Origin of the sequence: Paenibacillus sp. JJ-223 (genome assembly GCF_927798175.1) — a bacterium.
GTDB lineage: Bacteria > Bacillota > Bacilli > Paenibacillales > Paenibacillaceae > Paenibacillus > Paenibacillus hubeiensis.
In genome coordinates, this window is record NZ_CAKMMP010000011.1 from 232,376 (window position 1) to 257,737 (window position 25,362).

Sequence of the window (25,362 nt, forward strand, 5' to 3'; positions counted from 1 at the left end):
ATCACCTTTTTTTAAACTAGGTACGCTTCTGGTGCGGCAGTACGGTTCCCCGGCACTGCACTAAGAACTTTCTTCGGCTTTTTCCAACATTCCATGAATTTACATCTACAGACTTTTTTCTTATTATACATGATAAAGGCATTCACCCGATATTTTCCAATTTCATTTAAGGTAAATGTAAGGTTACCTTCAGCGGGGAGCAAGGCGATGACGCTATATTGGGGACAACGGGATAAATCGAGTTGAAATGGAGTTGAGACGACGATGAGCATACAACCCATCGTAGAAACGCGGCAGTTGACCAAAACCTACGGCGGCGTAGAGCGCGTGCATCAAGTCAACCTTTGCGTGGAAACCGGACAAATCTATGGATTTTTGGGTCCCAACGGGGCCGGCAAAACAACGACGCTAAAAATGCTGCTAGGCTTGATCAAACCTACGGAAGGCACCATACGGGTTTTTGGCAAAGACCTGAGCAAGCATCGCCCCACGATCCTGAACCAGACGGGTTCGCTGATCGAATCCCCCTCCTACTACGGCCATCTGACCGGATTGGAAAACATGAGAGTGATGCAGCGGTTGCGGAATGCTCCTGCGAAAAACATCGACAAGGTGCTGCAAATCGTCCGCCTCGAAAATCAGAAGCACAAGCAGGCGGATCAATATTCGCTCGGCATGAAGCAGCGTCTCGGGATCGCCATGGCTTTGCTTGCCTTTCCCAAACTGCTGATTCTGGATGAACCCACGAACGGCCTTGACCCTTCCGGTATCGGCGAGATCCGCGAGCTGATCAAGTCCCTGCCGGGGCAATATGGCATCACCGTGCTGCTCTCCAGCCACCTGTTATCCGAAATCGAACAGATTGCCACATCCGTCGGCATCATTAGTGACGGGAGATTGATGTACCAAGGAACGATGCAGGAACTGCAGGCCAGCAACAGGGCAACGATCCATTTCCAAACGGCAGATCCTGCCCGGGCGGAGAAAATTTTGCTTACGCAGGGTTATATGCCCAAAACAAAAGAAAAACAGCTGGTCTTCGATTATCTCCGCGATGAGGAAGTGTCCCGCTTGAACAGAATTCTGGTGGAACAGGAAATCGCCGTAACGCGCATCGAAGAGCACAAAAAAAGCCTGGAGGACATCTTCCTTGATCTTACCGGGAAGGAGCGGAGTTTATAATGAAGGCACTCGCGCTGGAGTATTTCAAAATTCGACGCAAAAAGATTTGGGTCATGCTGACCCTGTTTCTCGCCGCCGAGATGATCTGGGCAGCGATGTCTATCAGTATTTCCATCTCCCGCAGCGCGTCTAACGCAAACTGGGAGGCCCTCATTTTCAGCATCGCTTCCATGAACGGATTGTTCCTTCCCATCATCTCGGCGATTGTCGTCTCCCGCATCTGCGACATGGAGCACAAGGGCAGCACCTGGAAAATGCTGATGACTACCAATATCGGGCGCAATGAGGTATACACCGCCAAGTACGTCTGTTCCAACAGCCTGATTCTGTACGGCATTCTGGCTCAGGCCGTGTTCATCGTCGCTTTTGGTCTTTCCAAAAACATACCGGGCCCTCTCCCGTTCTCCCTGCTCGGGCAGTTCGTGATCGGGACACTGCTTACGACGCTTGCGATTACCGCTCTTCAACAATGGTTATCGCTCACCGTCCATAACCAGGCCTTTGCGCTGTGCCTTGGCATGCTCGGAGGATTCATCGGAACGACGTCTGGCTTGTTTCCCGCAGGCGTTCGGCACCTTTTTATCTGGTCCTACTACATGGATCTCACTCCGGTGACGTATATTTATGGCGCTTCCTCGGGGTCTTACGTTTCTGGCAGCCTGCCTGGCGGACTGCTTGCCGCCGCCCTGCTCATGGCAATCTTGTTTTACATCGCGGGCAATATCCATGTCTCACGACAAGACGTATAAGGAGGAAACCACATGATCCGAAGCATTTCCGCCGAATGGCTCAAGCTGAGGCATTCCCGGATCAGCCTGGTGTTGGCCATTCTGCCCATTATCAGCCTGCTGATCGGATGCTTCAACTATTATTTCAACCAGGCCGCACTTCAGAATGGATGGTACAGCCTTTGGACGCAGGTGAGCCTGTTTTACGGGGAGTTTTTTCTGCCGATCCTGATCGCGATATGCTGCGCCTTCGTCTGCAGACTGGAGCATAACAATCGTAATTGGAACATGGTGCTCTCGTCCCCGATGTCCGTTACCAGCTTCTTTATGGCAAAATTGGTTATCGTCGGCGTGCTGATTCTGGCAGCCCAAGGGTTCTTTATGTTTATGTATTGGGCTGCAGGGAAGCTGTTTGCCATTCCTGACGCCTTCCCCATGGAGACCATCATATGGAGTCTGCGCGGTTGGTTCGCATCCCTATCGATCGCCGCTTTGCAGCTCGGCCTGTCGATCCGCATCCGCAGCTTCGCCACGCCGATCGGTATCGGCCTGTGCGCCGTCTTCCTTGGCTTGGGGATGTACGTACTCAAAATCGGCATGCTGTTTCCCCATTCTCTGCTGACCATCGGCATGGGCGTCCTGAGCCAGACAGGACTCACACGGGCCCAGAACGTCCTGTTTATGTTGATGAATATCGCGTTTATACTGATTTTTGCTTTCTGGTCGATACATCGCCTGAAAACCAAGGACATCGTCTCGTCCTAAAACAAACGTCATCATCCATTAAGGAGGGTAGGTCCCCATGAAAAAAGCATTCACCTTACTGGCTGTGGGACTGGTCATCTTGACTGGCCTGTGGCTGTTTTTCATGAATCCGGCCAAGCTGACCCCAGACAATCCGGCAGGCAAAACGATTTATTACACCGTCGTAAATCAGGAAAGCGCCACGACGGATAGCAATGGCCGATACGCGTATGAGCTGACCGGTTACACGGATGAGGGAAAATCGAAACAACTCAGCTTTACCGCAAGCAAGCCGCTTCAGCAGGGCGCATTCCTGAAATTGTACGTAACCACCTTGCGCGGAGTCACGCATTGGGAAGAGGTCAGTGCAAATGATCTTCCTGGCGAAGCACGACAGTTATCTTCCCAATAGCATCCGGAATCGCCTACGGAAGCGTGCCGTATTCATCTCCTCGCACCAAACAACCCCGGTAATACGGACGGAGGGCAGCTGCCTCCGTTCATATTGCCGGGGTTCAATTTATAAAGTCCATGGAATTTATTTTATGAACCGGATCGGATGGGGTGCAAATGGCTTACCTCGACTGGTCCGTCTGGATCATGGCCTCAATATACTGCAATAAACTCCGCTTCTGCTCCTCAATGGATTGTATGCGGCTCGACAGACCTGCAAAAAAGGCTTCGATCTGCTGCCTGACATGATCGGCCGATTGCCCTTTCCAGTCTTCCAACCGTTTGTAAAGCGCCCTCGCTTCCTGTTCATCCGCCTGCAGGCGCACCAGCAGCTGGGACAGCTCCCTTTCCGCAGTCCGGAGATCATTGAGCTCTACAAGCAATTGTCCGTTCACTTCGCTCCCTCCTTATGTACACCTTCTAACCAGGCAACAAGTGACTATGCCCTATCGGGCAAAACTAACCTGCGTTTGGTCCGCCTGCCGGAATTCTTCGGCTTTTTGCTCAATGAAGTTCAAAAACTGGCTTGTGTGTTTCATATGCCAAGTACCCAGTTCGTTCATCGAGGCATCCAATTGGCCAACGATCGGCTCCAGCCTTCGGCTGCGGCTGGAATGCAGATATTGCATCATGCGGCCCCGCACCGCGTTCAGTTCCCCGTTGCATTGCTGGGCATGCTGCTTCCAGCGAGTGGCCACGTCTTTGAGTTCTTCCGGGGTAACCTGGATCGTGCCCGCAACCGCCCCCATGGCAATTTCGCCTGCGCGAATGCCAATGTTACGCATAAACAGGGCAAGATCACTCAGCGCGTTGGACGGCTGTCTTGGCGTGCGTGCGATCCGTTCGCCGGTGACGGGGTCGTACAATTCGTTGGACACGTAGCCATTTTCGAACTCATAGCGATCCAGGCTATGATAATCTTTGCCCCCGAAGGTGTTTTTGATCTTGTCGATCATGCTCATGTCGTCGTTCATGTCTTGGTAATTCGAATCGATGTAATAGGTAGAGCCGACGTGGCGGTCGTATCCTCCAAAAAACCCGCTGGCCACGAAATCGCCCGGATGCCCGAAATTGATGATCTGGCTGTCGAATTCTCCATCCTCGGCCTTACGCTTCATGCCCGGCGTCAGACTTGAAATGACGGATGGCGCGCTGAACGTGACTGCAGGCAGGCCCGTATACACCGCGGCGTACTGCGCATTACCGCCGCCAAGCGAATGTCCTGTCAGCGAAAAGTCCAGATCCTTGTGTTTTTTCTGCATATCCTTGGCATAATCCTCAGCCTCGTACATCTGGTTTGGTCCAAAGGAAAGGTGTTTATCGATCCCTTTATCCACTTCGCCGAAAAAATTTTCCACTGCGGTCATGCCCGTAACGTCCTTGACCTTCTGAATGCCTCCTGACAGCCAGTCGGGCCGCAGATCCATGCTTTGATCGATTTTGCGCCCCAACTCGGGAAGCGCAATCTGTCCGTCCGCGAACAAGTCGGGAGCCATGCGATCCAGTCCGGCACTGCCTTCGGTTCCCCGATAAGCGATTACCGCCTGATTGGTTTCCGGGTTGTAAAAGGTCACCGCATCGAATCCCGACCTCTTGTTCCCATGGCTGTCTTCAAGCACCTTCCAGCCCGGCAAGTCCTGCACCTCGTCCCCTTCTTTGAAATCGCGGTAGGCAAGCTGGGACATCGTCTTGTACGTTTCGTCATCGATTTTCTGTCCTTGGCTCAAACTGTTCTCCCCTCCCTATTCGGCCTGCGGCTTCGCAAACGGATCGTATCCATTCGCTATGATGGCTTCCTTGATTTCCGGGCTCATGACGAAGCCCACCATGGTTTTTTTGTCATAGTTATACGAAATGCTGAAGTGTTGTTCCTCGTGTCCCTGAACATGGCCTTCCAGACCGATCTCGTTCATTGCCATTTCGGGCAGCAGCTTCTTGCTGGTAATCGCCACGTCCAATTCATAATTGTTCTTGAAATAACTGACAGCCTTGGCCTCCGCCTCCTTGAACAAGGCTTCTTTTTCGCTTTCCTTCATGTTCTGGCACCCCCCCAATACGAACATAGACAACATCGTCACGACTAACAAAATCACCCAAGGTTTTCTCGGCTTCATGCGGGTCACCTTCTCTTCCCCATTGAGTTTCCTGCGAAAAACAGACGCTGAAGTCAATCCGCCCCATAATGAATCTATGCAGACCCGTTTGCTCCATATCCGCTATTTTGCCTGTTAGATGAATGATAGTACAAAATCAACATCGGCCATATCGGCTGTCAGCATCGTTTTTGTGAAACTTTATTCCTAAAATGATTCGGGCAAAGTGTCCCGGTCTATATTACCCGCTTGTCGGTCCGATGCAACATGCTGTGCTGTTAACCAAGCTTTCCTTGAACCCTCTGCAATCCTTGTGCCATAACGGCACGAACGCATGCCAAAGAGAGCCGCTTCCCAGCGGCTCTGCGGCTCTCTCCTTTTCCCAGACGATTCTGGGTTCTCGCTATTATTCCAGCACCATTCGTAGTCCCGTGAGCACGATTCCGATGATAAAACCGGTAACCGCGCCGTTAATCCGAATCCACTGCAAATCTTGTCCCACTTTGTCTTCGATCAGCGAAATCAACGTTTTATTGTCCATTTTCTCGACGTTTTCGCGGACCAGGCTGCCGATCTTGGAATGGTTCTTCTCCAGCAACGTCGTGACGCCTACCACGATTTTGGCGTTGAGCCCGGACAGCAGCTCTTCGTCGGAGCGCAGATCCGTCAGCATCCTGCTGATGGCAGGCAGCGCATACGCCTCTACGTAGGCTCCATCCTCCATGGCGCTAAGGGCCTTGTCGCGCAGCTCGGTCAATTTGTTAAGCACCGTCTGCTCGGCATCCCATTGGTTCAACATGTCGTTCTTCCACATATTCAGCCCGTCTTGCACCTTGGCGCTGAAAGCTAGCTTGGAGGCCTGCTCACGGACAAGGCCAAGCACTTTGTAGCGGAGGGCGCTGCCTTCGCGTTTCATGTCTTCTACCCTGTCGAAAAGATACCCCTGCAAAATCGCGCCCATCTTCTCTTCGTTCATGTAACCCAGAAAAGCGTTCATCGCAAACTGCATTAGCCCATTCATCTGGATGCCGCCGATCGCTTTCATGGCGCTCTCGCCAAGCACGTAGACCGTCTCCGGCTTCACCAGCCATTCCTCAGCCTGCTTCAAGCCATAGTCCAGTGCCTTGGCGTCATACCCTTTTTCGCTCACCTGCGATATCGCCCGTTCCAGAATCGGTCCAAGATCGAATGCCCCGGCTTGCGTTTTGATCTCTGCCGCCACGATGGGAGCAATTTGCTCCAGCGGCAGCCCGGCCAGAATGCGTTTGCAGAGCGTATCCATCATCTGCTTGGCTCCGTCGGTATGCAGTTCCCGCATAAGGGTATCCATCACCATCTCCGCTGCTTTGAATCCGGCGATTTTCTCCGTGATGCTCTCCTTGTTGAGCAGGTTGTTCTCCACGGCAGACACAAGCCCTTCGGTCATTTTCGCCCGATTCTTCGGCAGCAAGGCCGTATGCGGAATCGGAATGCCGAGCGGATGGCGGAACAATGCCGTGACGGCGAACCAGTCCGCAAGTCCTCCCACCAAACCGGCCTCGAACGACCCCACCAGCAATTTGCCGGCAATCGAGCCTTGGAACGGCAAGGATGCGGCAAATCCCGCCCCCATGACGACGAGGGACCAGGCCGCCGCGGTTTTGGTATGTTTCGATTTCTTCATCTCCACTTGCTCCTTTATGGTTAATGACACGCCCCGTTAGTTGCCGTTCGAGCCGCATCCGTTCAATTGAGATCATCCTTCGTCAGCGGAAGCAAAGCCCCTGACTCGTTATACTTCATCTTATCACCCGTGCGCATCAAATCCAAACCTCTTCCTGTAGAATAAGGAAAAAAACAGCTGGTCTTCATGTCCAACATGGTCCATAAACTTTGCCGACGGAGGAGCAGCTTTAGTATAATAAATGTTGGAATCATCCTGCAGGGCCAAGCACACATCCGGGGAAGCACACGGAGAACACATCGACATAACCAAAGGAGGAATTTCGGACCATGAAACATGTACAGGACACGACGACGCTGTATAACGGAGTCAAAATGCCATGGCTTGGATTTGGCGTATTCAAGGTGAAGGACGGACAAGAAGCCGTGGACGCCGTCAGAACGGCGATTGAAACCGGTTACCGCAGCATCGATACCGCCAAAGCCTATAACAACGAAACCGGCGTTGCCCAAGGCATTCGCGAATCCGGCATTGCCCGTGAAGATTTGTTCATTACAACGAAGGTTTGGAATTCCGACCAGGGTTACGAATCCACGCTTGCTGCCTTCGAGGCCAGCATGGAGCGCCTGGAGCTGGATTACCTGGATCTTTATCTCATTCACTGGCCGGTCAAAGGAAAATACAAAGATACGTGGCGCGCGCTCGAAAGACTGCATCGGGAAGGACGCATTCGCGCCATTGGCGTAAGCAACTTCCAAATTCACCATCTGGAGGATTTGATGACCGAAGCAACCGTTGTTCCTGCCGTCAATCAGATTGAGCTGCATCCGCTATTGAACCAACAGGAATTGCGGGATTATTGCAGTAAACATAAAATCCAGGTCGAAGCATGGTCTCCGCTTGGCCAGGGCCATTTGTTGGAACATCCGCTGCTCCAAGAAATCGGAGCCAAGTATGGCAAGTCCCCGGCCCAGGTCATTCTGCGCTGGGATCTTCAGAACGGCATCGTCACCATTCCCAAATCCGTTACACCGCAGCGCATTCGGGAAAATGCCGATCTGTTCGACTTCGAACTGACGCTGGAAGACATCCGGCAAATTAACGGGTTGAACGAAAACAAACGCTTCGGTTCGGACCCCGACAACTTCAATTTCTAAAAAATAATGATGCCAAAAAACCCCGATGCAGGCTCATGTCTGCATCGGGGTTTTCGTTTGTTGTGGAATGAATGTTAACAATGGTTAGCATGCTTCCGATAAGCCAAATCAGCCCTTGGCTACCAGTTTGAAATCGTCGTAGTGGAAACCTGGCGCCACCACGCACGAAACGAGCACCGGCTCATCGCCAAGCGGACGCGCCGTTTGCCAAGCACCTGCCGGCACAAGCAATTGCGGAAGCTGTCCTGCGGCAATATCCATGCCGAGCACATGGACTTCCTCATTTTCCGGACGCTCGCCGGTACCGCCCAGCTTCAGTTCGATCGGACTTCCGCTGTGCCACATCCACAGTTCATCCGACAGCACTGTATGCCATTCGGAAAATTCATGCGGGTGAAGCAGGAAATAGATCGAACTCGCCGCAAAGCGCGGGCCTGAATAGGCTTCAGGCAGCACGGACTGCGGAATTTGATAGGATGCTTTCCATACTTCCTTATACCAACCACCTTCAACGTGCGGCTGCATGTCGAGCGCAGCTACGAGAGGCGAAAGTTCATGTGTCGTCATAACCAATTTCCTTCCTTCCACTTCAGTTTGGAGACGCCGATCCAGGCTCTGTCCCACTCCTCCTACTGTAAATCATCGATCATATTTTGTCATCCTTCCCGCTCCTAACCTGAACGATACTCGGATTTAGAGCCGATTCGCCCCACCCCCGGCCTTCAGCATGTCAATTTATTGATAGCGTTTACAATTAACTGGATTTTCCGTTATGATATGGTTATATTCGCAAACCATTCTTGCAGGGAGGAACTGCGCAAATGCATGTAATCGAGGATCGAATCGGACCCAAGTATCGCATCGGGGAGAATTCATTTACCATTCAGCATATACGCAGACAGGACGGATACGCCATGACACACCCGCATGCCCATCCGTTTTACGAGCTGTATTATCTCCTGGAAGGAGAACGGGTGTATTCCATGAAGGGACAGGTTCTTACCGCACGCAAAGGGGACCTGATGCTCATCAATCCCCATGATCCACATACAACATCCAAAGGAAGCAATCCCGGCTTTGAACGGATCCTGATCGAGTTCTCCCCCTCTTTTGCCACGGGCATGGAGGTCGGCCTCTGCGGCCTGCTTCCCTTTGACCATTCCCGTTTGGTTCATTTCCCGAAAGAGGAGCAGCCGGAGACCGAACGTTTGTTATGGCAGATGCTGCGTGAATGCAAAGAGCGCCGATCGCATCATGAGATTGCGGTGAGAAGCCTGCTTGCCCAACTGTTGATCAGCATCCATCGCGTAGAAGAGGCTACGCGCCAGACGATGTCCGATCCCGTCCATCCCATGCAGGACAAGATTAGCGAAATCGTAGGTTACGTTAACGAGCATTACAGCCAAGCCCTTACGCTTGAAGATACGGCGTCCCGTTTTTATATCAGCCCTTCGTACCTCAGCCGGATGTTCAGCCGATTTACGGGGTTCCGTTTCAGCGAATATTTGCGCGTCGTGCGCGTCAGGGAGGCCCAGCGCCGATTGCTCTCTACCAGAGACCGGGTACAGATGATCGCGGAGAAGGTAGGATTCGAGCACACGGCCCATTTCAATAAAACATTCAAACAGGTGACGGGGACGACCCCCCTTCGATACCGGAAAGAACATCGGTGAACGGTCTGGAGCAAGCATATTGCATTTCCGGCCCTTCTCACCGTCTTTTTCATATAGGACAAAAAAAGCCGCATTTCGCGAATGCGACCCTTACCCGATTGGACGCTTAAGCCGAGCCACTGGAATGTGGAGATCAACGACTGGAGTTCTCATTATGAAAAAAAGGCGCGGTGGCTGTGCCCTGTTTCCAGCCACCGCGAGACACGTCTGTATGACAGCGCCGCTCCCTCACCCAGCTGCGGCGTCTTGTCGGGACTATCTGCGAATAAGCGCCCCGCTCCGCACTTCGGGTCCGACGGATATCTGGCGTCCTGCTGTTTCGTCATCACCTTCGCGGCAAACGATCCCCGCTGTTTCTCGCCCGGTCAACGTCAACAAACGCCCATCCGCGCCATGCCCCCCAATCGCCTCCAGCTCCGCTCCTTTGCACTGATGCAAATGGATTAGGGAACCTTCGGCAATGTCGGCGTCCAGCCGCGCAATTCGCAAATGTTTGGCATGGGAGCACTGTATTCCGGATCGGGACTGTACCTTGTAATCTTCGATGACCAATCCTTCCAACGGCATTTCGGGCAGCCCGCTGACAAACAGCGCCGTTTCCGCGCCTGCACAGACCACTTCCCGAATGTGAATGTCACGGAAAACGGGGGTCTCCTCGCTAACCTCCTGTGCCAAGTCGCTGCCCCTCGCTGAACCTTCCTGGTTAGCATAGAAAAAGGAGAACGAGATGCCTTCCCAGATGATATCTTTCATGTAAATACGCTCGATCTGAATATCCTCGACAACCCCTCCGCGTCCGCGTGCACTTTTGAAACGCAGCCCGATGTCCGTGCCGATAAACGTGCAGTCCGACACGCGTACATGCCGAATGCCGCCGGACATTTCGCTGCCGATGACCACCCCGCCATGCCCGTGATACACGGTGCAATCCCGGACCGTGATGTACTCGGAGGGCATTCCCAACTCGCGTCCTTCCGCGTCCTTGCCGGATTTTAAGCAGATGGCATCATCGCCAACGTCAAATACGCTTTGTTCCACCAGCACATGACGGCATGAATCTATATCCAGCCCGTCACCGTTCTGCGAGAACCACGGATTACGCACTTGCACATTTCGAATCGTCACGTGTTCGGATGCCCACGGATGCAGGTTCCATGCCGGTGAATTCTGGAACGTCGGTCCGTCCAGCAGCACCCGTTTGCAGCGTCGCAGGCTGACCATGTTGGGACGCAAAAAATCGCGAATTCCTTCATAGGCCGCCACATCCCGTACCTTTTCCTGATGTAGGCGAAGGGCGATGGAACCGCCTTCAAGCGCAGACGCGGACGGCCACCAGATCTGGTCCTCTTCTTCGGCTCCCGCTACAACTCCGCCCGAAGACACAAGCTTTCTCCATTGCGAAGGTGTCAGCTTGGAACGTTTGACCGGTCTCCAGGCTTGACCGCCCCCATCCCAGATGCCCTCGCCCGTAATCGCAATATCTTCCACCCCTTCGGCATCGATCGGGGATTGGCATCTGACGACTTGCCACCCTTCAAAACTCGATGCAATTAAGGGATACTGATCAAATGCCTGACTAAAGGTGACCAACGCCCCTGCTTGTGTATGAAGTTCGATGCTGCTGCGGAGCACGATTGGTCCTGTCAGCCATACGCCTGCCGGAATGACGATTCGCCCGCCGCCCGCTTCCGCGCAGGCCGCTATTGCCAATCGGAATGCCTCCGAATTGTCCGTGTGGCCATCTCCAACGGCGCCGTAATCGGTGATTCGAAAATCACGCGCAGGAATCTTGGGCAGCTGTACTTCATATTTTGGTTCATTGGTGTTGAAAGCAGTACCTTTGTCTGTTTGCAAGGAAGCGTTATATGTATTCATCGAACCGAATCACCCTCCATATCATTACTATTCATAACTTTGGAATGGCACCAAAACCGGACATCACCCCCCCGGTTCACAGATGGTGGCTCCATCATATCAGCAGGACAAGCCCTTCGGGTTGAGCTTTTTTGCTCTGTCCGCACGGAATTTGAGATTATATGCTCCATGATCCACATCATTTGGGCTTCTCCATAATAAGTATACTACAACCATATATTCCAATCTCTACAAATCATCTAGGCGATTCGATTCATTTTTTTGTCAGGATTCGTCACAACAATTCCAACAACATCACAAACATATAACATAATAACGAGCTTCAGGCCCACTATTTCTATTACTTACGTCATATTTTATAACAAATCAATTGCCATGAAGAGGATGTCTCGGTATGATAGAATAACCAATTCCATTTAATCCCTAAAATTTCCTGTCACACCAAAACAGCAGAAAGGATGGGATGTATTTTGATTGAATTCAGGGGTGTTCAGAAGCATTATGGTCAATTTCATGTCCTCAAAGATATCCATCTCACCATTGCCGAGGGCGAGGTCGTCGTGATCATCGGCCCTTCGGGCTCAGGCAAAAGCACGCTGCTTCGCTGCATCAATCGTCTGGAAACGATCACTGAAGGCGAACTGTTCGTTAGCGGCGTCGCCCTGCATGGCAAAAAGGTGGACATCAACCTCTTCCGGCGCGACATCGGCATGGTATTCCAGCACTTTAATCTCTACCCTCACAAAAAAGTCATCGATAACATCACCCTTGCCCCCATCAAAGTACGCAAACAATCCAAAGACCAGGCCGCGGCCACGGCCATGAAGTATTTGACCCGCGTAGGCATTGCCGACAAAGCCGACAGCTATCCCTCCCAATTGTCCGGAGGCCAGCAGCAGCGCGTGGCAATTGCGCGAGGACTCGCGATGGAGCCCAAAATCATGCTGTTTGACGAGCCCACTTCCGCGCTCGATCCGGAGATGATCGGCGAAGTGCTCGACGTCATGCGCTCCCTGGCCCATCATGGCATGACCATGGTCGTCGTGACGCATGAGATGGGCTTTGCCCGCGAGGTAGCGGACCGGGTTATTTTCATGGATGAAGGAAGAATTGTGGAAGAAGCCGCTGCCGCCGACTTTTTTGATCAACCGAAGGAGGAACGTGCACAACAATTTCTTAGCCGCTTGATTCATCATTAGGAAAGCAGAGAAAATCCACGATCCGAAAGGGGTTATGATCCGATGAAAAACGTGTTGAAATGGCCTGCATTCATGTTGGTGCTGATGCTCTCTATTGTACTTTCCGGTTGCAATAATACGGGGAGCGATTCACCGGGGAGCGGCGGGGATAGCGATTCCTCGGCCAAAGGTACGATCGAACAGATTAAAGAGCGTGGCAAACTCATCGCAGGGGTGAAGTATGATACCAAGCTGTTTGGCCTCAAAGACCCGTCCAGCGGAGCCGTCGAAGGCTTCGACGTCGATATTGCCAAAGCGCTCGCCAAGCAAATTCTGGGAGACGAAACCAAGGTCGAGCTGAAAGAGGTCACCTCCAAAACGCGCATCCCCATGCTGCAAAACGGCGACATCGACATCATCATCGCAACCATGACCATTACCGATGAGCGCAAGGAGCAGGTTGATTTCAGCGATGTGTATTTCGAAGCAGGGCAATCCCTTCTCGTGAAAAACGATAGCTCCATCACCGGGCTGGATAGCCTTGGCAAAGGCGTGAAAGTGCTTGCGGTGAAAGGCTCCACCTCTGCGCAAAACATTCGCGAAAAAGCACCGGACGCCGAGGTGCTGGAATATGACAACTATCAGGATGCCTTCACGGCCCTCAAAGCCGGCAAAGGCGATGCGCTGACCACCGACAATATCATCCTCATCGGCATGCAGCAATCCGATAACAACTATAAGCTCGTCGGCGGCAATTTCACCAGCGAACCTTACGGCATGGCCATCCGCAAGGGAGACAGCGCCTTTGTGGAGGAAGTGAATACCCTGCTCAAAAACATGAAAGATAGCGGCGAATACGATGCCCTGCATGAAAAGTGGCTCGGTAGCAAGCCTGAGTAAACAAGCAGCAGGGCGGATAGGTCTGCAGACAATCAACCGATACCAGTCCTCTGCCCTGCTTCACCCCATCTGTGTCACTCCCGCAACGAACGGAGGCGTTTAACGTTATGGGAACATTGGATTTCAGCGTGCTGACGAGGCACTCGGACCGCTTCCTTGAAGGTTTCCTGAATACGATCCAGATTAGCCTGATCGCCCTCGTTGGCAGTTTTCTTTTGGGTGCGGTCATTGCGGTCTTTCGCATCGCTCCCGTCAAGCCGCTTAACTGGATCGGCACCGCGTTTGTCGAGTTCATTCGCAACATCCCGCTGCTGCTGGTCGTGTTTTTCTTTTACCTCGGGCTGCCTGCACTCGGCATTTCATTGGACGGCTTCGTCTCGGGCACGCTTGGCCTGACCATTTATACTGCGGCGTTTATCGCCGAAGCGATCCGTGCGGGCATTCAGTCCGTACCGCGCGGGCAGCTGGAGGCCGCCCGGTCATCGGGTCTTTCCTACATTCAGGCCATGAATCTGGTCATCTTGCCGCAGGCAATCAAAATCGTGCTGCCGTCCATCGGCAACCAATTTATCAACCTGGTCAAAAATTCCTCGATACTGGCCGTCGTGGCAGGCATGGATCTGATGTATTTCGCCGACCTGGTCAACTCGGATACGTTCCAGCCGCTCAGCGTATATACGATCGTTGCCTTGTTCTATCTGGTCCTGACCTTGCCGCTCAGCTTCCTCGTGCACTACATGGAACGGCGGCTCGGGAAAAGCGATGGCGGAATTCGGCCCAAACGTCAGCATTCCCGAAAACCGAATAAGCGCTCGGAGCAAGCGACGATGTGAGGCATTCTTTTATCAAAGGTGGTGATCGATCCCATGGACTTTGCCGGCGCTTACGCTTGGCCCAATCTACGCTTTCTGCTTCAGGGGTTTCTGGTAACCCTCCAGGTCGCCGGATTATCCATCGTATTCAGTTTCGTGCTTGGAACCGTGTTCGGAACGATCCGGTATATGCGGGTTCCGGTTCTGTCGCAGCTTGCTGCGGTCATCGTGGACATCATTCGCAATTTGCCGCTGTTGCTGATCATTTTTTTCATCCATATCGTCCTGCCGCAGCTCGGCATCAAACTGCCCGTATTTTGGTCCACCGTTGTGGGCTTGAGTTTGTTTGAGGGGGCCATGATCGCCGAGATCGTTCGCAGCGGGCTGAACTCCATTGAACGAGGGCAGATTGAAGCAGCCCGCTCGTCCGGCCTGAGTTATATGCAGACACTAGGCAGCATCATTATGCCTCAAGCCTTGCGGCGCATGTCTCCTCCCATGGTCAGCCAGTTCATCTCCCTGCTAAAGGATACGTCCCTTGCGATCATCATTTCCTTGCCGGAGCTGATGCGCAATGTGCAGATTCTTGGCGGGCAAAGCTTCAATTACGTCATTCCGGCCCTGCTGCTGGCGACCGCGCTCTATTTTATCATCAACTACACGTTGTCGATCGTGGCACGACGACTTGAGGCCCGTATCCATTGAGGAAAACGCATGGCTCGATAACATATCCGATGAATGTATGAACGATACCATGACAAAACCGCCGAATGCACGATGCAATCGGCGGTTTTTCGACTCTTTTCATTTGGCAAAATAAAAAAACCGACGGCTCTACGCGATCGGCTGATGGTTCAGAATACGTTTTTGGTAATCGAAACGATAGTACTCATTAATAAGCTCGTCCAGCACCATAGACTGGTGCAGCACTTTCTGGTCGTGCATGCCATGATCGGCCGCCAAACGACTTAGTTCCTTCCGGTTCTGTTCGATTTGGTCTCTAATCTGTTTCGGTACTCTCACAGCATGCCCCTCCCCTTCTTATATCCATTTTAAGATAGTTTGCCAAAAAGTTGAACTTTTTTTCCTTTGCAAATTGAAATGATGGTTTGCAAGAATAATTTTTCATAGAATATTGACACCCTCCTCAAATATAACCAAACAAAAAACTTCCAATCACTGATAAAAATTTACTTTATTTTTCACAACTCTCTAAAAGAAAATATTCAGCAAATAAAAAAACCAACCAACATCGGTCTGCGTCCGACATTCAGTTGGTTCCATATTTTTTGCGCTCACAAGTACCTAAACCTCTCTCAGCGGTGAAATTCTTGTATCGAGGCGTTTCCATAGACATTGTTTGAAGAAATCTTTCATATTCTTTCTCTTGCTCTAACGTAGCATGGCCCCTATTCTCACCGTAGAGATCGAGACATTTAACAATCGTAAAATAATCCCAATTATTGATAGCACCTTCTAAGCTTTTAAGCAAGAACCTTATACCCTTATCGTATCTTTTTTTTCGCAAATGATATCGTGAAAGCTCGTAAAACATTGAAATTACAAATTTATTCGATGTCATTACATCTCCCTCAAAAGGGAAATGGTAGAATTTATTTAACAGTTCCTCGAATTGAATTATTACAAAATCAACATCATAATCATATTTATTCGCGGCTTTAAATATATGTCCCAACGCAATATGCTCTTCATCTTTATACGCAATTATACATTGTATATATTCTCTTAATTTTGTCATATTACCCATCATCACGTTATAAAGTAAACTATTCAACTTTGCCCATTCTCTAAATTTATTGATGTGTATCAATTCTTCTCTTGTTGGATCATTAATTAAGGTGATTCTCTGATAATGTTCCACACATAACAAAGCTTTTTCATATTGCTCAGTATGACTGAAAAACGAGCCTCTCATTAAATATGCATATGCTTCGTAAACGAAAATCGGGTATTTAGATTTTGCTACAGTTTTATTTGATGTGTACTTTTTCCTTGTCTGCACAGCTTCTTCAAGTTTAATCGTAGTATCGTATAATTTATCAAGTTCAAGACAAGCAGAGTAAACATTCATAAGATCCTTTATCGCATCCAACCTATGATCTTCATCCAGACAATCAACATACTTCTCAAAAACTGCCGTTAAACGGAGATTTTTCCTGCTATCAGAGTCTAGAGACAAGATAAAAATTCTGTAGTGACATATAGCGAGTTTTTCTGAGTGCTGATATTTTTCGATCTCTGCGACACATTTGTATAAAATAAGCGCAGCCTTGTATAACCCTGTTTCGTACCATTTCTCAGCCAACTTAAATAACTGATTGATATAAGAACGGTCATCTGTTGCACGGGTTACAACCTTTTTTATACACTGAAGCTTGTTAAGTTCAGCACACCGATTTAAAAAGGGCTCCAACCTTCTCCAATGAGTTTCTCCTTCAACAAAACTCTCTATTGCATATTTCTCGTAAAAAAAACCTAACTCTAGTCCCATAGCAGCAGTAATTTTGTCTAATTGATTCATAGACAGCGGCCTTTTTCCTTTTAGTATGGCGCTAAGTGTCCCAACATTTACTCCAGATAATTCTGAAAATCTCTGAAGTTTGTAACCTTCCTTATTCATGTGCCTTTCAATTTGCGAGCAAATCGTAGCCTCTGGCCCCAATGGTCCCACCCCGAATCTGCAAACATAAACGATAAATATAATTAATGTAAATTATATCCTCGATTTTAAACCTGTTGATCTGTTAATTCAACAAAAAAAACAGTAGCCCCTCAGGTTAGGGGTTACTGTTTTTCATTTCGCTATACTCGTAATTTTAATAAATCCCGAACTTATGTTGTAATAACGGTTTATACATCATACTCCACCAAATCCATGGTTTAACAGCCTTAAAACAGTATCCAACGTAATTGAGAAAGTCAACATTGCCACCGTACAAACCTTAATGGACGTAGATATTTTTTTTCTTCTCATAACCTTTATAGACCTCCTCAATCAGTTGTCTGTAACTATTAATAATATGATTTGGAGCACTGGATCTATTTTTCTCAAAAAGTCCTACGCAATAAATAATGGTTTTGTGGTCATTGATTCTGATTGCGTGAGACAAACAACTCAACAATTGAACGAAACCTTCGATAGAATCTGAACTTCTTAAATAATATTTAGCTAATTCCATTAGAAGCTTTACTTGCCTCTCATTACTGATTTCGGTATTGTAGATGCTATTCAGATGATCAGGGCCATTTAATAGAGAAATAAATGAATCAAATTTTGTAAGAACATGGTCAATGTTAATATCATACATATTGGAAGCCTCTAATATTTTCACTAAACCCGGTAATAATTCATCCGGATTATTTTCAATATAATTGACGTATGGCTTTAACGCTTCCAAATTCCCCATCATCAATAGAAAAAGATATGTGTTGACTTCTGCCCAGCCTTTAAATCTCTCAATAAATAATCGATCCTCGGAGCTCGCGTTTTCCACATGAATATCCGAGTATAATTTTGTGAAACTTAAAGCTGTTTCGTAATCTTGATATTCACCAAAAACTACCGACTTCATTAAATAGGAGTAATACTTGTATATGAATAATGGATATTTAGATAATCTGTTCAGAGATACATCCGAATTCTTCCTATATATGGTCTCCATAAAGTTTACTCTTTCTTCGAGTTCATTGGCAAGATGAAGAACTTTATCCCATAGATTAAGCCCTCCATATGTATTTGCCAGATCCTTGATCGCATCAAGCTGCCGCTCCTCATCCAGCCGATTGATGAAGGGCTCGAAATGCACGGCCGCTCTCAGGTTTGCATGTTGATCCTGACCCAAGGACAAGGTGAAAATCCGGTATTGGCAGAGTGCCAAACGCTCGGAATGTTGATACTTCTCGCACTCCGCAACGCATTCGTAGAGCATGAGTGCCGCCTGTTTCTGTCCGCGCTCGAACATGCCTTCCGCCATCTCGAACAATTCGGAAATGTACGAACGGTCGTCTGTTACCTGGCGAATCACGTTCTGGATGCAATCCAGCTTGTCCAATTCGGCACAACGCTGCAGGAAAGGCTCCAGCCTCCTCCAATGCGGCGCTGCTTCCACGAAGCATTCGGCCCCATACTGCTCGTAAAAATGCCCCTCTTCCAGCTTCATGCCTTCCGTCAGCAAGTCAAGCTGTGCCATGGCGATGGGTCTTGTCCCTTTGATGATGGCACTCAAGGTCCCTGCATTAACACCGGATATATCAGCAAAGTACTGCAGGGTGTACCCCTGTTTCCTGATGTAATCCTCGATCGTCGAGCGAATCGTAGCTGTAGGTTCCATGCATCCCACCCCCGCAATAAAATCCAGAAATTAGAATTTATATGATAACAATAATTTTAACCCTAAATTTTACAGTGGTCAATAAAAATCGTGGCAATTCCGTTACCTTTTCAATATCATTCATGCTATGTCTGTTCGTTTTCAGTGATTTTTGTCACTAATCAAATTATTTTCTCGTGTTCATGATCGGGCTGCTAATATGCGAAGCCGTACTCAACGCATTCAAAATAACCTGGCTTCGAATCTGACTCTACACCTTTTCCGCTGCTTATAGAAAAAATCCATTAGAAGTTTGATTCGGACCATGGTACATTAAAAAAGTAACTTATCCAATTATTCCAATAGGATATGGAGACGATGGAATGAAGTTTGCCTTGTTCAGCCTCATGATGAATCTGCCCAATGCGTTAACAGGCGAAGCCCTGACCACGCAGCAGAAGTTCCTGAACATTTTGGATCAGGCCCGCCTGGCGGAGAAGCTGGGCTTCGATGCATATGGGGTCGGCGAGAGACATGGCGCTCCCTTCCTCTCATCTTCCCCTCCCGTCGTGTTAACCGCGGTGGCTGCCGCGACTTCGCGCATTCGTTTGCTGACGACGGTAACCGTGCTTAGCGTGCTTGACCCCGTGCGTGTAGCCGAGGATTACGCCACGCTTGACCACTTCTCCGGCGGACGCCTGGAGCTAATCATCGGCAAAGGCAACGATCCCCGGCATTATCCGCTGTTCGGCATCCGTGAAGAGGATCAATGGGAATCTCTAGGAGAACGATACGAGCTCCTGAAACGGCTTTGGACGGAAGAGAACGTCACCTGGAACGGAAAATACCGCCCACCATTACATGAAGTCACAACCCAGCCAAGGCCTTATCAGCAAACCATCCCTGTTTGGCATGGCAGTGCATCCAGCACCCTGTCTACCGAGCTTGCAGCCAAACATGGGGAGCCTTTGTTCACTTCGAATTCCTTCCATCCCCAAGCCAAATACAAGGCGCTGATTGACCATTATCGAGAACGCCTTGAGCACTACGGTCACGATGCCAGCAAAGCGCTTATAGGCTCCGGAGCAGGCAGCCTGTATTTGGCAGATACGCGCGAGGAAGCCATACGCCGATACAAGCCCTACTACGAGGCATTTCATGCAACAGCCGCCGCTCAGCATAACCAGTCGCCTTTCAAGGACCTGGAGGATAACATCGCTAACGGCCCGGTACTGATTGGAAGCCCGGAGCAGATCGTCGAAAAAATTCTGGATTACCACCAGGCATTTGGCCATCAGGTGCTAAGCATCAGCGTGGACGGCCTGAGCCATCAGGAGCAGTTAGAGCAAGTACAGCGTTTCGCTGAAGAAGTGGCTCCCATTTTACGGAGGGAAATCCCCAGTCAGGTGTGGAGCACACCCCCGATTCTGAATGAGCTTGACTCCACTTCGTCCTCTGTCGGCATCCCTCCTGCCATTTCCCCGATTTTTCAGGTATGATATTTGTCCTCTTCCCCACGCAAACTAGGGGCGATTCCATGGAATCGTCCCTTAATCTTTTGCCCGAACAATCGCTATGTAACGCGAATCCCCTCAAATAACGAGTCCAGAAGCTCCAGGATGTCGCTCTCCAAGATGCCTTCCCCCGTAACGAGCATTCGATAGAAAACCGGTCCATAGATCATATCGATATACAATCCGATGTTGGCATCGGCTCTCAATTCTCCGCGTTTCACGCCTTTCTCGATGATCCCCCAAGCTTCCTGCCTTCTAGGGCGGATATACCTGCTTCTGTATTCTTCGGCTAGCGCAGGATCGAGTTGTCCTTCTCCAATAATTTCAGTTATCATTTTCCCCTCACGGCTCGTCAGAAAAACGACGAGATTGGCGGCATGAATGCGCAAATCTTCGAATACGGTTCCCGTATCGGGAACGGGAAGCCGTGCCGTGGCCGCATTCATGTATCCGTCCATAATTACTGCGCCTTTGTTCGGCCACCATTTATAGATCGTTGCCTTGCTCACTTGCGCCCGTTCAGCAATTTTCTCCACCGTAACCGCCGCGAATCCGAGTTCAAGCAGCAGCTCGTACGATGCGGTCAGAATAGCGTTCTGGGTTTCCATGTTGCGAGGGCGCCCTCTTTTGGCAGTCATCGATAGTCCTCCCCAAACCTATAAACTAATCATCCATATAATGTACGTTCATTATACTAAAAGAAATCGGACACAACCAATTTCGCCCCGCTTCAAATTTGAATGCAGAAAAAATGGATTTTCCTATTTACAATACTAAACGTATAGTTTATTATATAACCATAATTAATGAACTAAACGTTTAGTAATTCATCTTTAACTCGCAACGAACGATACGAATAACAATTTGAATATTACGGAGGATGATCGTCATGGAAATGACCAAAAATTCGAAGCCGGCTGCGCCCGTATCATCATGGATGATATTGCTTTTGGCCTCGGCATGCGGGCTCATCGTGGCCAATCTCTATTATGCTCAAACCGTCATTGGCCCAATCAGCGCTGCCACGGGGCTATCGTCTGCCGCAGCCGGACTTATCGTCACCATTACCCAAATCGGGTACATCCTTGGATTGCTTTTTATCGTGCCGCTTAGCGACATTACCGAAAATCGCCGTCTGATCACCATACTTCTCCTTGTTCTGATCGTCGCACTGATGGCGGCTTCCTTCGCACCTAATGCATCGCTGTTCCTGTCGGCTTCGCTGATTATCGGAATCGGCTCCGTGATCGCCCAGATTCTTGTGCCGTACGCCACGTACCTGACTTCCGAAGAGCAGCGGGGGCGCGTCGTGGGCAACGTGATGAGCGGCCTGCTGCTCGGCATTATGCTCGCTCGCCCTGTCGCAAGCTTCATCACCAGCCTGTTCGGATGGCATGCGGTCTTCATTTTCTCGGCCGTCGTAATCGCTCTGCTGACCCTGCTCCTCTCTCGGGCCCTGCCTACCCGGAGACCCGAGCCTGTCATGAATTACGGCCAACTTATCGGATCGCTCGCCAAATTGTTCAGAACACTGCCGATGCTCCGTCGCCGCGCCTTCTACCAGGCCAGCCTGTTCGGTGCCTTCAGCCTGTTCTGGACTACCGTTCCGCTGCGTTTGGCTAATGACTTCAATATGTCTCAGCAAGGCATAGCCTGGTTCGCTTTGGCTGGTGTGGGCGGTGCCGTGGCTGCTCCGATTGCAGGCCGTCTGGCAGACCGGGGCATGACCAAAGTATTGACGGGAGTCGCCATGGTCGTCGCTGCCCTATCCTTCGGTCTCGCTTATCTGTTCCAAGGCCACTCCGTCCTGTCGCTCTCTCTGCTCGTCGTCGTCGCCATCACGCTGGACATGGCCGTTTCGGGCAACCTGGTTCTGGGACAGCGCGTGATCTATTCTCTGGCAGGCAATGCCCGCGGACGCGTGAATGGGATCTTCATGTCGATCTTTTTTATCGGCGGGGCGATCGGCTCAACACTCGGCAGCTGGTCTTATGCAGCCGGAGGATGGAGCCTTACCACGCTTATCGGATTGATTATGCCGCTGCTTGCTCTCGGTTACTATCTGACGGAGAGAAAAGCTCAGGCCGCAGTCAATCCGTAAACTTCTAGTTTCGACGCATATAAAAAATCAGGAGAATCCTGCAAGAGACTCTCCTGATTTTTTGCTTATGCTGATTTATCGGCGCAATCTGCGGGAGCTCAGGGCGTGATGTCCATTTTGCAGAAACGTACTGCGCGCGTTTTTCATCCATTCAATGCGACGCTCAGCCAGACGGTCCGCCGCCATGTAGGTTGCTATACCTTCCGTCCGCGAAATTTCAAAAACCTTCTCCAGATTTTCGTAAATTTCCCCAATCTTGCTCCATGCCCTCTTCCGGTTATACCCGCTGAGTTCATCGGCTATGTTGATGACGCCTCCTGCGTTAATCACGTAGTCAGGCGCATATACGATGCCCATCTCGTGAAGTCGGTCGCCGTGCCGAGTCTCCAAGAGCTGGTTGTTCGCACAGCCAGCGACAACCTTTGCCTTCAGCGTCCTAAGTGTGTCGTCATTGATGGTGCCGCCAAGGGCGCAAGGTGCATAAATATCGCAGTCGACGCCAGTAATATCCGAGGGATCCACGGCAATCGCGCCAAAACGGTTCACCGCTTCCTGCACAGCGTCTTTATGGATATCCGTCACGATCAGGCGGGCTCCCTCCTCATGCAAATACTCGCATAAACGCATGGCCACGTTTCCGATGCCTTGCACGGCTATCGTTTTGCCTTCCAGTAAATCGGTGCCGAGTGCCTCCTTGGCTGCTGCCTTCATTCCCCGATATACACCCCAGGCCGTCGCCGGAGAAGGATTACCGGATGAACCGTAACTCGGGGAGATGCCCGTAACGTAGTCCGTCTCCTGATAAATCAGGTTCATGTCTTCCTCGGTCGTACCGACGTCTTCCGCAGTCACATAACGGCCGTTCAACCCTTGAACGTATCTGCCGAAAGCGCGAAACATCGCTTCATTTTTGTCCCGTCGCGGGTCCCCGATAATAACTGCCTTTCCTCCGCCCAGGTTCAGGCCGGATACGGCATGTTTGTACGTCATTCCGCGGGCAAGCCGCAGTGCATCTTCAATGGCTGCATCTTCGGAGGCATATGTCCACATTCGCGTCCCGCCCAGTGCAGGTCCAAGCGTTGTGTCATGGATAGCGATGATCGCCTTCAATCCGGATGATTTATCCTGACACAAGACGAGCTCCTCGTAATCATGGCGTTCCATTGCTTCAAACCAATTCATGGCTAACCGTCTCCTCAAACCGTTTTTGCGATCGAATCAATCATTCTGTCTTTTTTGACTACTCTCTGTTGCGCGCGCGATTCATTATTTCCATTACAATGACACCAACCATGTAAAGATCATATTCATACTAGCTTTCTAATGTCAGAATGGATTACTTATTTCTGGGGGCAATATATTTCCTTTCCGTGCAGGCCCTAACCTTTACTGAATCGTCTCTATCACGTTGATTGGATGGAGCTCCCCGTCAACTGCAAAAGAAGCCTGTCCCGTCTCTTCGGAGACGACCAGCACGATCGCGTCCGTCAGCTCACTCAGTCCCAGCGCGGCCCGGTGACGGGTTCCCAACTTTCCTCCAATGGCGTCGGCCTGCGAGACGGGAAGCACGTTGCCGGCCGATACGATCTGGTTGCCGCGAATCAACACGGCACCGTCGTGTAACGGAGCACCCGGAATAAAAAGCGACTCAAGCAAGGCATGCGTGACTTTCGCATCCACGGCAACGCCGGAATGGATAATCTTCTCAAGCGATATTTCGCGTTCGATCACAATCAACGCACCATATCTGCGATCCGACAAATGCTGCACACTCACCGTCAGTTCGGCAAATTTCTCCGTGAAGGGTGACAAATAGCAGTCCAGATAAAAGGAAGCAGCCAGCACCTCGACCCTCTTGATCTCGTTCCGAATCTCCGCAAACTGTGCCAGCAAACAGACGCTATCCTGATCGAAACGCGTCAATGTCTCATTCATGCGGTTCGCCACGCGCCGAAGATCCTCCTTCAATTTTTGCCGCATGGATGAACTGTCGCAATCTGCCTGCTGATGGATCATGGAATGTTCCTCCTTCGTGATGTCTTCATCCTTTCCAACGTTCACGGTACCTAATGTTCATTAACGTGCCCATAAGCGCATGCAATCTATGCAATGCTGCATAATCTGTTTGCCATCGTAGTAAAGGTTCTTTCATCAGCCGTGGAACATCATTTATAGGAAAAAATGCCCTTGCAGCGCAAAAGCTTTTTGTGTTTTAAATATAAGTTGGGTGATGGTCGAAGTCTATGGTTGTCAAACGTACACAAGATCGAGAAAAGGACCCGCTCGTCTAAATGCGAAGCAGATCCTTCTTGCATTAATTTAAAAACAGACCATTAAGAGACGACGAATTGGACTACTATTGGGGTTCCAGGATCGAGCGCTTCGCCTCCAGGAATCGTGGCATTCTTAAATACTTCTACATTTCTTTTTGCGTTTATAATATGTTGTTCCACTCTTTAGGAGGATCGGGCGAAAATCAGAACTGTGGATGGGCCGGTACAGATACCGAATTCTAGGATGTGGAATTGAATATTCCTCCCTGGTCGGCATCGCTCCGAGGATTGAGGATACGGCATACCGCGGGCATGCTGCTTCGAGATCAGTATGTCGAAATTTAAGCAAAGAAAAAACCCTTGTCGCACAAGGGTCTCAAAAAAAGTTTAAGCGGGTGATGGGAATCGAACCCACGCTACCAGCTTGGAAGGCTGGAGTTCTACCATTGAACTACACCCGCATCCTATAAAAAATCGGGATGACACGATTTGAACATGCGACCCCCTGGTCCCAAACCAGGTGCTCTACCAAGCTGAGCTACATCCCGAAAACATACCGGTGAGAGGACTCGAACCTCCACGGTTTCCCACTCGATTTTGAGTCGAGCGCGTCTGCCATTCCGCCACACCGGCTTATTTAATTAAATGGCGCGCCCTGAGAGATTCGAACTCCCGACCTTTTGAT

The 25,362-nt window shown here is 50.2% G+C and carries 24 protein-coding genes and 3 tRNA genes; 12 read left to right on the top strand and 15 right to left on the bottom strand.

The window, feature by feature from the left end:
* The first annotated feature begins 264 nt into the window (after window positions 1-264).
* Genes L6H98_RS19940 through L6H98_RS19955 form a run of 4 tightly spaced genes read left to right on the top strand, consistent with a single transcriptional unit; the run spans window position 265 to window position 3,066 of the window.
* Complete coding sequence (locus tag L6H98_RS19940; RefSeq protein WP_236417711.1) at window positions 265-1,182, top strand: ABC transporter ATP-binding protein; 918 nt, start codon at window positions 265-267, stop codon at window positions 1,180-1,182.
* A complete protein-coding gene (locus L6H98_RS19945) occupies window positions 1,179-1,931 on the top strand; it encodes an ABC transporter permease (protein WP_236417799.1) in 753 nt (250 codons plus the stop codon). Before L6H98_RS19940 ends, L6H98_RS19945 begins: the two co-directional genes overlap by 4 nt.
* A gap of 12 nt (window positions 1,932-1,943) precedes the next feature.
* Window positions 1,944-2,675 (top strand): ABC transporter permease, encoded by a 732-nt coding sequence (locus L6H98_RS19950; protein WP_236417712.1) that lies wholly within the window; start codon window positions 1,944-1,946, stop codon window positions 2,673-2,675.
* A gap of 37 nt (window positions 2,676-2,712) precedes the next feature.
* Window positions 2,713-3,066: a YxeA family protein gene (locus L6H98_RS19955; protein ID WP_236417713.1), complete on the top strand. Its 354-nt coding sequence runs from the start codon at window positions 2,713-2,715 to the stop codon at window positions 3,064-3,066.
* A 163-nt stretch (window positions 3,067-3,229) separates the two neighbouring features.
* On the opposite strand, the gene L6H98_RS19960 is transcribed toward L6H98_RS19955, so the two are convergent.
* The 4 genes from L6H98_RS19960 to L6H98_RS19975 all read right to left on the bottom strand — a co-directional run bounded on the left by L6H98_RS19960 (window position 3,230) and on the right by L6H98_RS19975 (window position 6,863).
* Complete coding sequence (locus tag L6H98_RS19960) at window positions 3,230-3,502, bottom strand: hypothetical protein (RefSeq protein ID WP_236417714.1); 273 nt, start codon at window positions 3,500-3,502, stop codon at window positions 3,230-3,232.
* A 51-nt stretch (window positions 3,503-3,553) separates the two neighbouring features.
* A complete protein-coding gene (locus L6H98_RS19965) occupies window positions 3,554-4,834 on the bottom strand; it encodes a hypothetical protein (protein WP_236417715.1) in 1,281 nt (426 codons plus the stop codon).
* A gap of 15 nt (window positions 4,835-4,849) precedes the next feature.
* The gene (locus L6H98_RS19970; RefSeq protein WP_236417716.1) at window positions 4,850-5,221 is read right to left on the bottom strand and encodes a hypothetical protein; all 372 of its coding nucleotides are present in this window, start codon (window positions 5,219-5,221) and stop codon (window positions 4,850-4,852) included.
* Between the two features lie 385 nt (window positions 5,222-5,606).
* Window positions 5,607-6,863 (bottom strand): DUF445 domain-containing protein, encoded by a 1,257-nt coding sequence (locus L6H98_RS19975; RefSeq protein WP_236417717.1) that lies wholly within the window; start codon window positions 6,861-6,863, stop codon window positions 5,607-5,609.
* A gap of 329 nt (window positions 6,864-7,192) precedes the next feature.
* Here L6H98_RS19975 and L6H98_RS19980 point away from each other — a divergent pair, with 329 nt between their 5' ends.
* On the top strand, window positions 7,193-8,020 hold the full coding sequence (locus L6H98_RS19980) for an aldo/keto reductase (protein WP_236417719.1): 828 nt from the start codon (window positions 7,193-7,195) through the stop codon (window positions 8,018-8,020).
* A 108-nt stretch (window positions 8,021-8,128) separates the two neighbouring features.
* Here L6H98_RS19980 and L6H98_RS19985 read toward each other — a convergent pair whose 3' ends face one another.
* Complete coding sequence (locus L6H98_RS19985; RefSeq protein ID WP_236417726.1) at window positions 8,129-8,587, bottom strand: cupin domain-containing protein; 459 nt, start codon at window positions 8,585-8,587, stop codon at window positions 8,129-8,131.
* A 254-nt stretch (window positions 8,588-8,841) separates the two neighbouring features.
* Here L6H98_RS19985 and L6H98_RS19990 point away from each other — a divergent pair, with 254 nt between their 5' ends.
* Window positions 8,842-9,693: an AraC family transcriptional regulator gene (locus tag L6H98_RS19990; RefSeq protein ID WP_236417728.1), complete on the top strand. Its 852-nt coding sequence runs from the start codon at window positions 8,842-8,844 to the stop codon at window positions 9,691-9,693.
* A 255-nt stretch (window positions 9,694-9,948) separates the two neighbouring features.
* On the opposite strand, the gene L6H98_RS19995 is transcribed toward L6H98_RS19990, so the two are convergent.
* Entirely contained in the window at window positions 9,949-11,568 is a 1,620-nt protein-coding gene (locus L6H98_RS19995) for a glycoside hydrolase family 28 protein (RefSeq protein ID WP_236417730.1), read from the bottom strand.
* A 458-nt stretch (window positions 11,569-12,026) separates the two neighbouring features.
* Between L6H98_RS19995 and L6H98_RS20000 the strand changes: the two genes are divergently transcribed.
* The 4 genes from L6H98_RS20000 to L6H98_RS20015 all read left to right on the top strand — a co-directional run bounded on the left by L6H98_RS20000 (window position 12,027) and on the right by L6H98_RS20015 (window position 15,163).
* The gene (locus L6H98_RS20000; protein ID WP_290371467.1) at window positions 12,027-12,767 is read left to right on the top strand and encodes an amino acid ABC transporter ATP-binding protein; all 741 of its coding nucleotides are present in this window, start codon (window positions 12,027-12,029) and stop codon (window positions 12,765-12,767) included.
* Between the two features lie 42 nt (window positions 12,768-12,809).
* Window positions 12,810-13,646 (top strand): transporter substrate-binding domain-containing protein, encoded by an 837-nt coding sequence (locus tag L6H98_RS20005; protein WP_236417734.1) that lies wholly within the window; start codon window positions 12,810-12,812, stop codon window positions 13,644-13,646.
* A 107-nt stretch (window positions 13,647-13,753) separates the two neighbouring features.
* Window positions 13,754-14,479 (top strand): amino acid ABC transporter permease, encoded by a 726-nt coding sequence (locus L6H98_RS20010; protein ID WP_236417736.1) that lies wholly within the window; start codon window positions 13,754-13,756, stop codon window positions 14,477-14,479.
* A 33-nt stretch (window positions 14,480-14,512) separates the two neighbouring features.
* Window positions 14,513-15,163, top strand: a complete 651-nt coding sequence (locus L6H98_RS20015; RefSeq protein ID WP_236417740.1) for an amino acid ABC transporter permease — start codon at window positions 14,513-14,515, stop codon at window positions 15,161-15,163.
* Window positions 15,164-15,292: 129 nt separating this feature from the next.
* Here L6H98_RS20015 and L6H98_RS20020 read toward each other — a convergent pair whose 3' ends face one another.
* The 3 genes from L6H98_RS20020 to L6H98_RS20030 all read right to left on the bottom strand — a co-directional run bounded on the left by L6H98_RS20020 (window position 15,293) and on the right by L6H98_RS20030 (window position 18,810).
* Entirely contained in the window at window positions 15,293-15,481 is a 189-nt protein-coding gene (locus L6H98_RS20020; RefSeq protein ID WP_236417742.1) for an aspartyl-phosphate phosphatase Spo0E family protein, read from the bottom strand.
* Window positions 15,482-15,728: 247 nt separating this feature from the next.
* The gene (locus L6H98_RS20025) at window positions 15,729-17,141 is read right to left on the bottom strand and encodes a helix-turn-helix transcriptional regulator (protein ID WP_236417744.1); all 1,413 of its coding nucleotides are present in this window, start codon (window positions 17,139-17,141) and stop codon (window positions 15,729-15,731) included.
* Window positions 17,142-17,421: 280 nt separating this feature from the next.
* The gene (locus tag L6H98_RS20030) at window positions 17,422-18,810 is read right to left on the bottom strand and encodes a helix-turn-helix transcriptional regulator (protein WP_236417748.1); all 1,389 of its coding nucleotides are present in this window, start codon (window positions 18,808-18,810) and stop codon (window positions 17,422-17,424) included.
* Window positions 18,811-19,172: 362 nt separating this feature from the next.
* On the opposite strand from L6H98_RS20030, the gene L6H98_RS20035 reads away from it, so the two are divergent.
* Window positions 19,173-20,288, top strand: coding sequence for an LLM class flavin-dependent oxidoreductase (locus L6H98_RS20035; protein WP_236417750.1), 1,116 nt, complete (start codon window positions 19,173-19,175; stop codon window positions 20,286-20,288).
* A gap of 74 nt (window positions 20,289-20,362) precedes the next feature.
* On the opposite strand, the gene L6H98_RS20040 is transcribed toward L6H98_RS20035, so the two are convergent.
* Window positions 20,363-20,941, bottom strand: a complete 579-nt coding sequence (locus L6H98_RS20040; protein ID WP_236417753.1) for a TetR/AcrR family transcriptional regulator — start codon at window positions 20,939-20,941, stop codon at window positions 20,363-20,365.
* A 251-nt stretch (window positions 20,942-21,192) separates the two neighbouring features.
* On the opposite strand from L6H98_RS20040, the gene L6H98_RS20045 reads away from it, so the two are divergent.
* Window positions 21,193-22,404, top strand: coding sequence for an MFS transporter (locus tag L6H98_RS20045; protein ID WP_236417754.1), 1,212 nt, complete (start codon window positions 21,193-21,195; stop codon window positions 22,402-22,404).
* Between the two features lie 75 nt (window positions 22,405-22,479).
* On the opposite strand, the gene L6H98_RS20050 is transcribed toward L6H98_RS20045, so the two are convergent.
* From L6H98_RS20050 to L6H98_RS20070, 5 genes are all read right to left on the bottom strand, one after another.
* Window positions 22,480-23,586, bottom strand: a complete 1,107-nt coding sequence (locus tag L6H98_RS20050; protein WP_236417756.1) for a Glu/Leu/Phe/Val dehydrogenase — start codon at window positions 23,584-23,586, stop codon at window positions 22,480-22,482.
* Window positions 23,587-23,790: 204 nt separating this feature from the next.
* Window positions 23,791-24,420, bottom strand: a complete 630-nt coding sequence (cdaS, locus tag L6H98_RS20055) for a sporulation-specific diadenylate cyclase CdaS (protein ID WP_236417758.1) — start codon at window positions 24,418-24,420, stop codon at window positions 23,791-23,793.
* 647 nt (window positions 24,421-25,067) lie between these two features.
* Window positions 25,068-25,138: transfer RNA gene (locus L6H98_RS20060), tRNA-Gly, on the bottom strand.
* A gap of 13 nt (window positions 25,139-25,151) precedes the next feature.
* Window positions 25,152-25,225: transfer RNA gene (locus tag L6H98_RS20065), tRNA-Pro, on the bottom strand.
* A 6-nt stretch (window positions 25,226-25,231) separates the two neighbouring features.
* A tRNA-Leu gene (locus tag L6H98_RS20070) sits at window positions 25,232-25,310 on the bottom strand.
* Window positions 25,311-25,362: the final 52 nt, after the last annotated feature.

Coding starts and splice junctions, on each gene's coding strand:
- L6H98_RS19955 (WP_236417713.1), top strand. CDS start 2,713: ATGAAAAAAGCATTCACCTTACTGGCTGTGGGACTGGTCATCTTGACT.
- L6H98_RS20035 (WP_236417750.1), top strand. CDS start 19,173: ATGAAGTTTGCCTTGTTCAGCCTCATGATGAATCTGCCCAATGCGTTA.
- L6H98_RS19975 (WP_236417717.1), bottom strand. CDS start 6,863: ATGAAGAAATCGAAACATACCAAAACCGCGGCGGCCTGGTCCCTCGTC.
- cdaS (WP_236417758.1), bottom strand. CDS start 24,420: ATGATCCATCAGCAGGCAGATTGCGACAGTTCATCCATGCGGCAAAAA.
- L6H98_RS20050 (WP_236417756.1), bottom strand. CDS start 23,586: ATGAATTGGTTTGAAGCAATGGAACGCCATGATTACGAGGAGCTCGTC.
- L6H98_RS19995 (WP_236417730.1), bottom strand. CDS start 11,568: ATGAATACATATAACGCTTCCTTGCAAACAGACAAAGGTACTGCTTTC.
- L6H98_RS20040 (WP_236417753.1), bottom strand. CDS start 20,941: ATGACTGCCAAAAGAGGGCGCCCTCGCAACATGGAAACCCAGAACGCT.
- L6H98_RS20010 (WP_236417736.1), top strand. CDS start 13,754: ATGGGAACATTGGATTTCAGCGTGCTGACGAGGCACTCGGACCGCTTC.
- L6H98_RS20030 (WP_236417748.1), bottom strand. CDS start 18,810: ATGGAACCTACAGCTACGATTCGCTCGACGATCGAGGATTACATCAGG.
- L6H98_RS20005 (WP_236417734.1), top strand. CDS start 12,810: ATGAAAAACGTGTTGAAATGGCCTGCATTCATGTTGGTGCTGATGCTC.
- L6H98_RS19970 (WP_236417716.1), bottom strand. CDS start 5,221: ATGAAGCCGAGAAAACCTTGGGTGATTTTGTTAGTCGTGACGATGTTG.
- L6H98_RS19985 (WP_236417726.1), bottom strand. CDS start 8,587: ATGACGACACATGAACTTTCGCCTCTCGTAGCTGCGCTCGACATGCAG.
- L6H98_RS19950 (WP_236417712.1), top strand. CDS start 1,944: ATGATCCGAAGCATTTCCGCCGAATGGCTCAAGCTGAGGCATTCCCGG.
- L6H98_RS20015 (WP_236417740.1), top strand. CDS start 14,513: ATGGACTTTGCCGGCGCTTACGCTTGGCCCAATCTACGCTTTCTGCTT.
- L6H98_RS19990 (WP_236417728.1), top strand. CDS start 8,842: ATGCATGTAATCGAGGATCGAATCGGACCCAAGTATCGCATCGGGGAG.
- L6H98_RS19980 (WP_236417719.1), top strand. CDS start 7,193: ATGAAACATGTACAGGACACGACGACGCTGTATAACGGAGTCAAAATG.
- L6H98_RS19940 (WP_236417711.1), top strand. CDS start 265: ATGAGCATACAACCCATCGTAGAAACGCGGCAGTTGACCAAAACCTAC.
- L6H98_RS20000 (WP_290371467.1), top strand. CDS start 12,027: ATGGGATGTATTTTGATTGAATTCAGGGGTGTTCAGAAGCATTATGGT.
- L6H98_RS20045 (WP_236417754.1), top strand. CDS start 21,193: ATGGAAATGACCAAAAATTCGAAGCCGGCTGCGCCCGTATCATCATGG.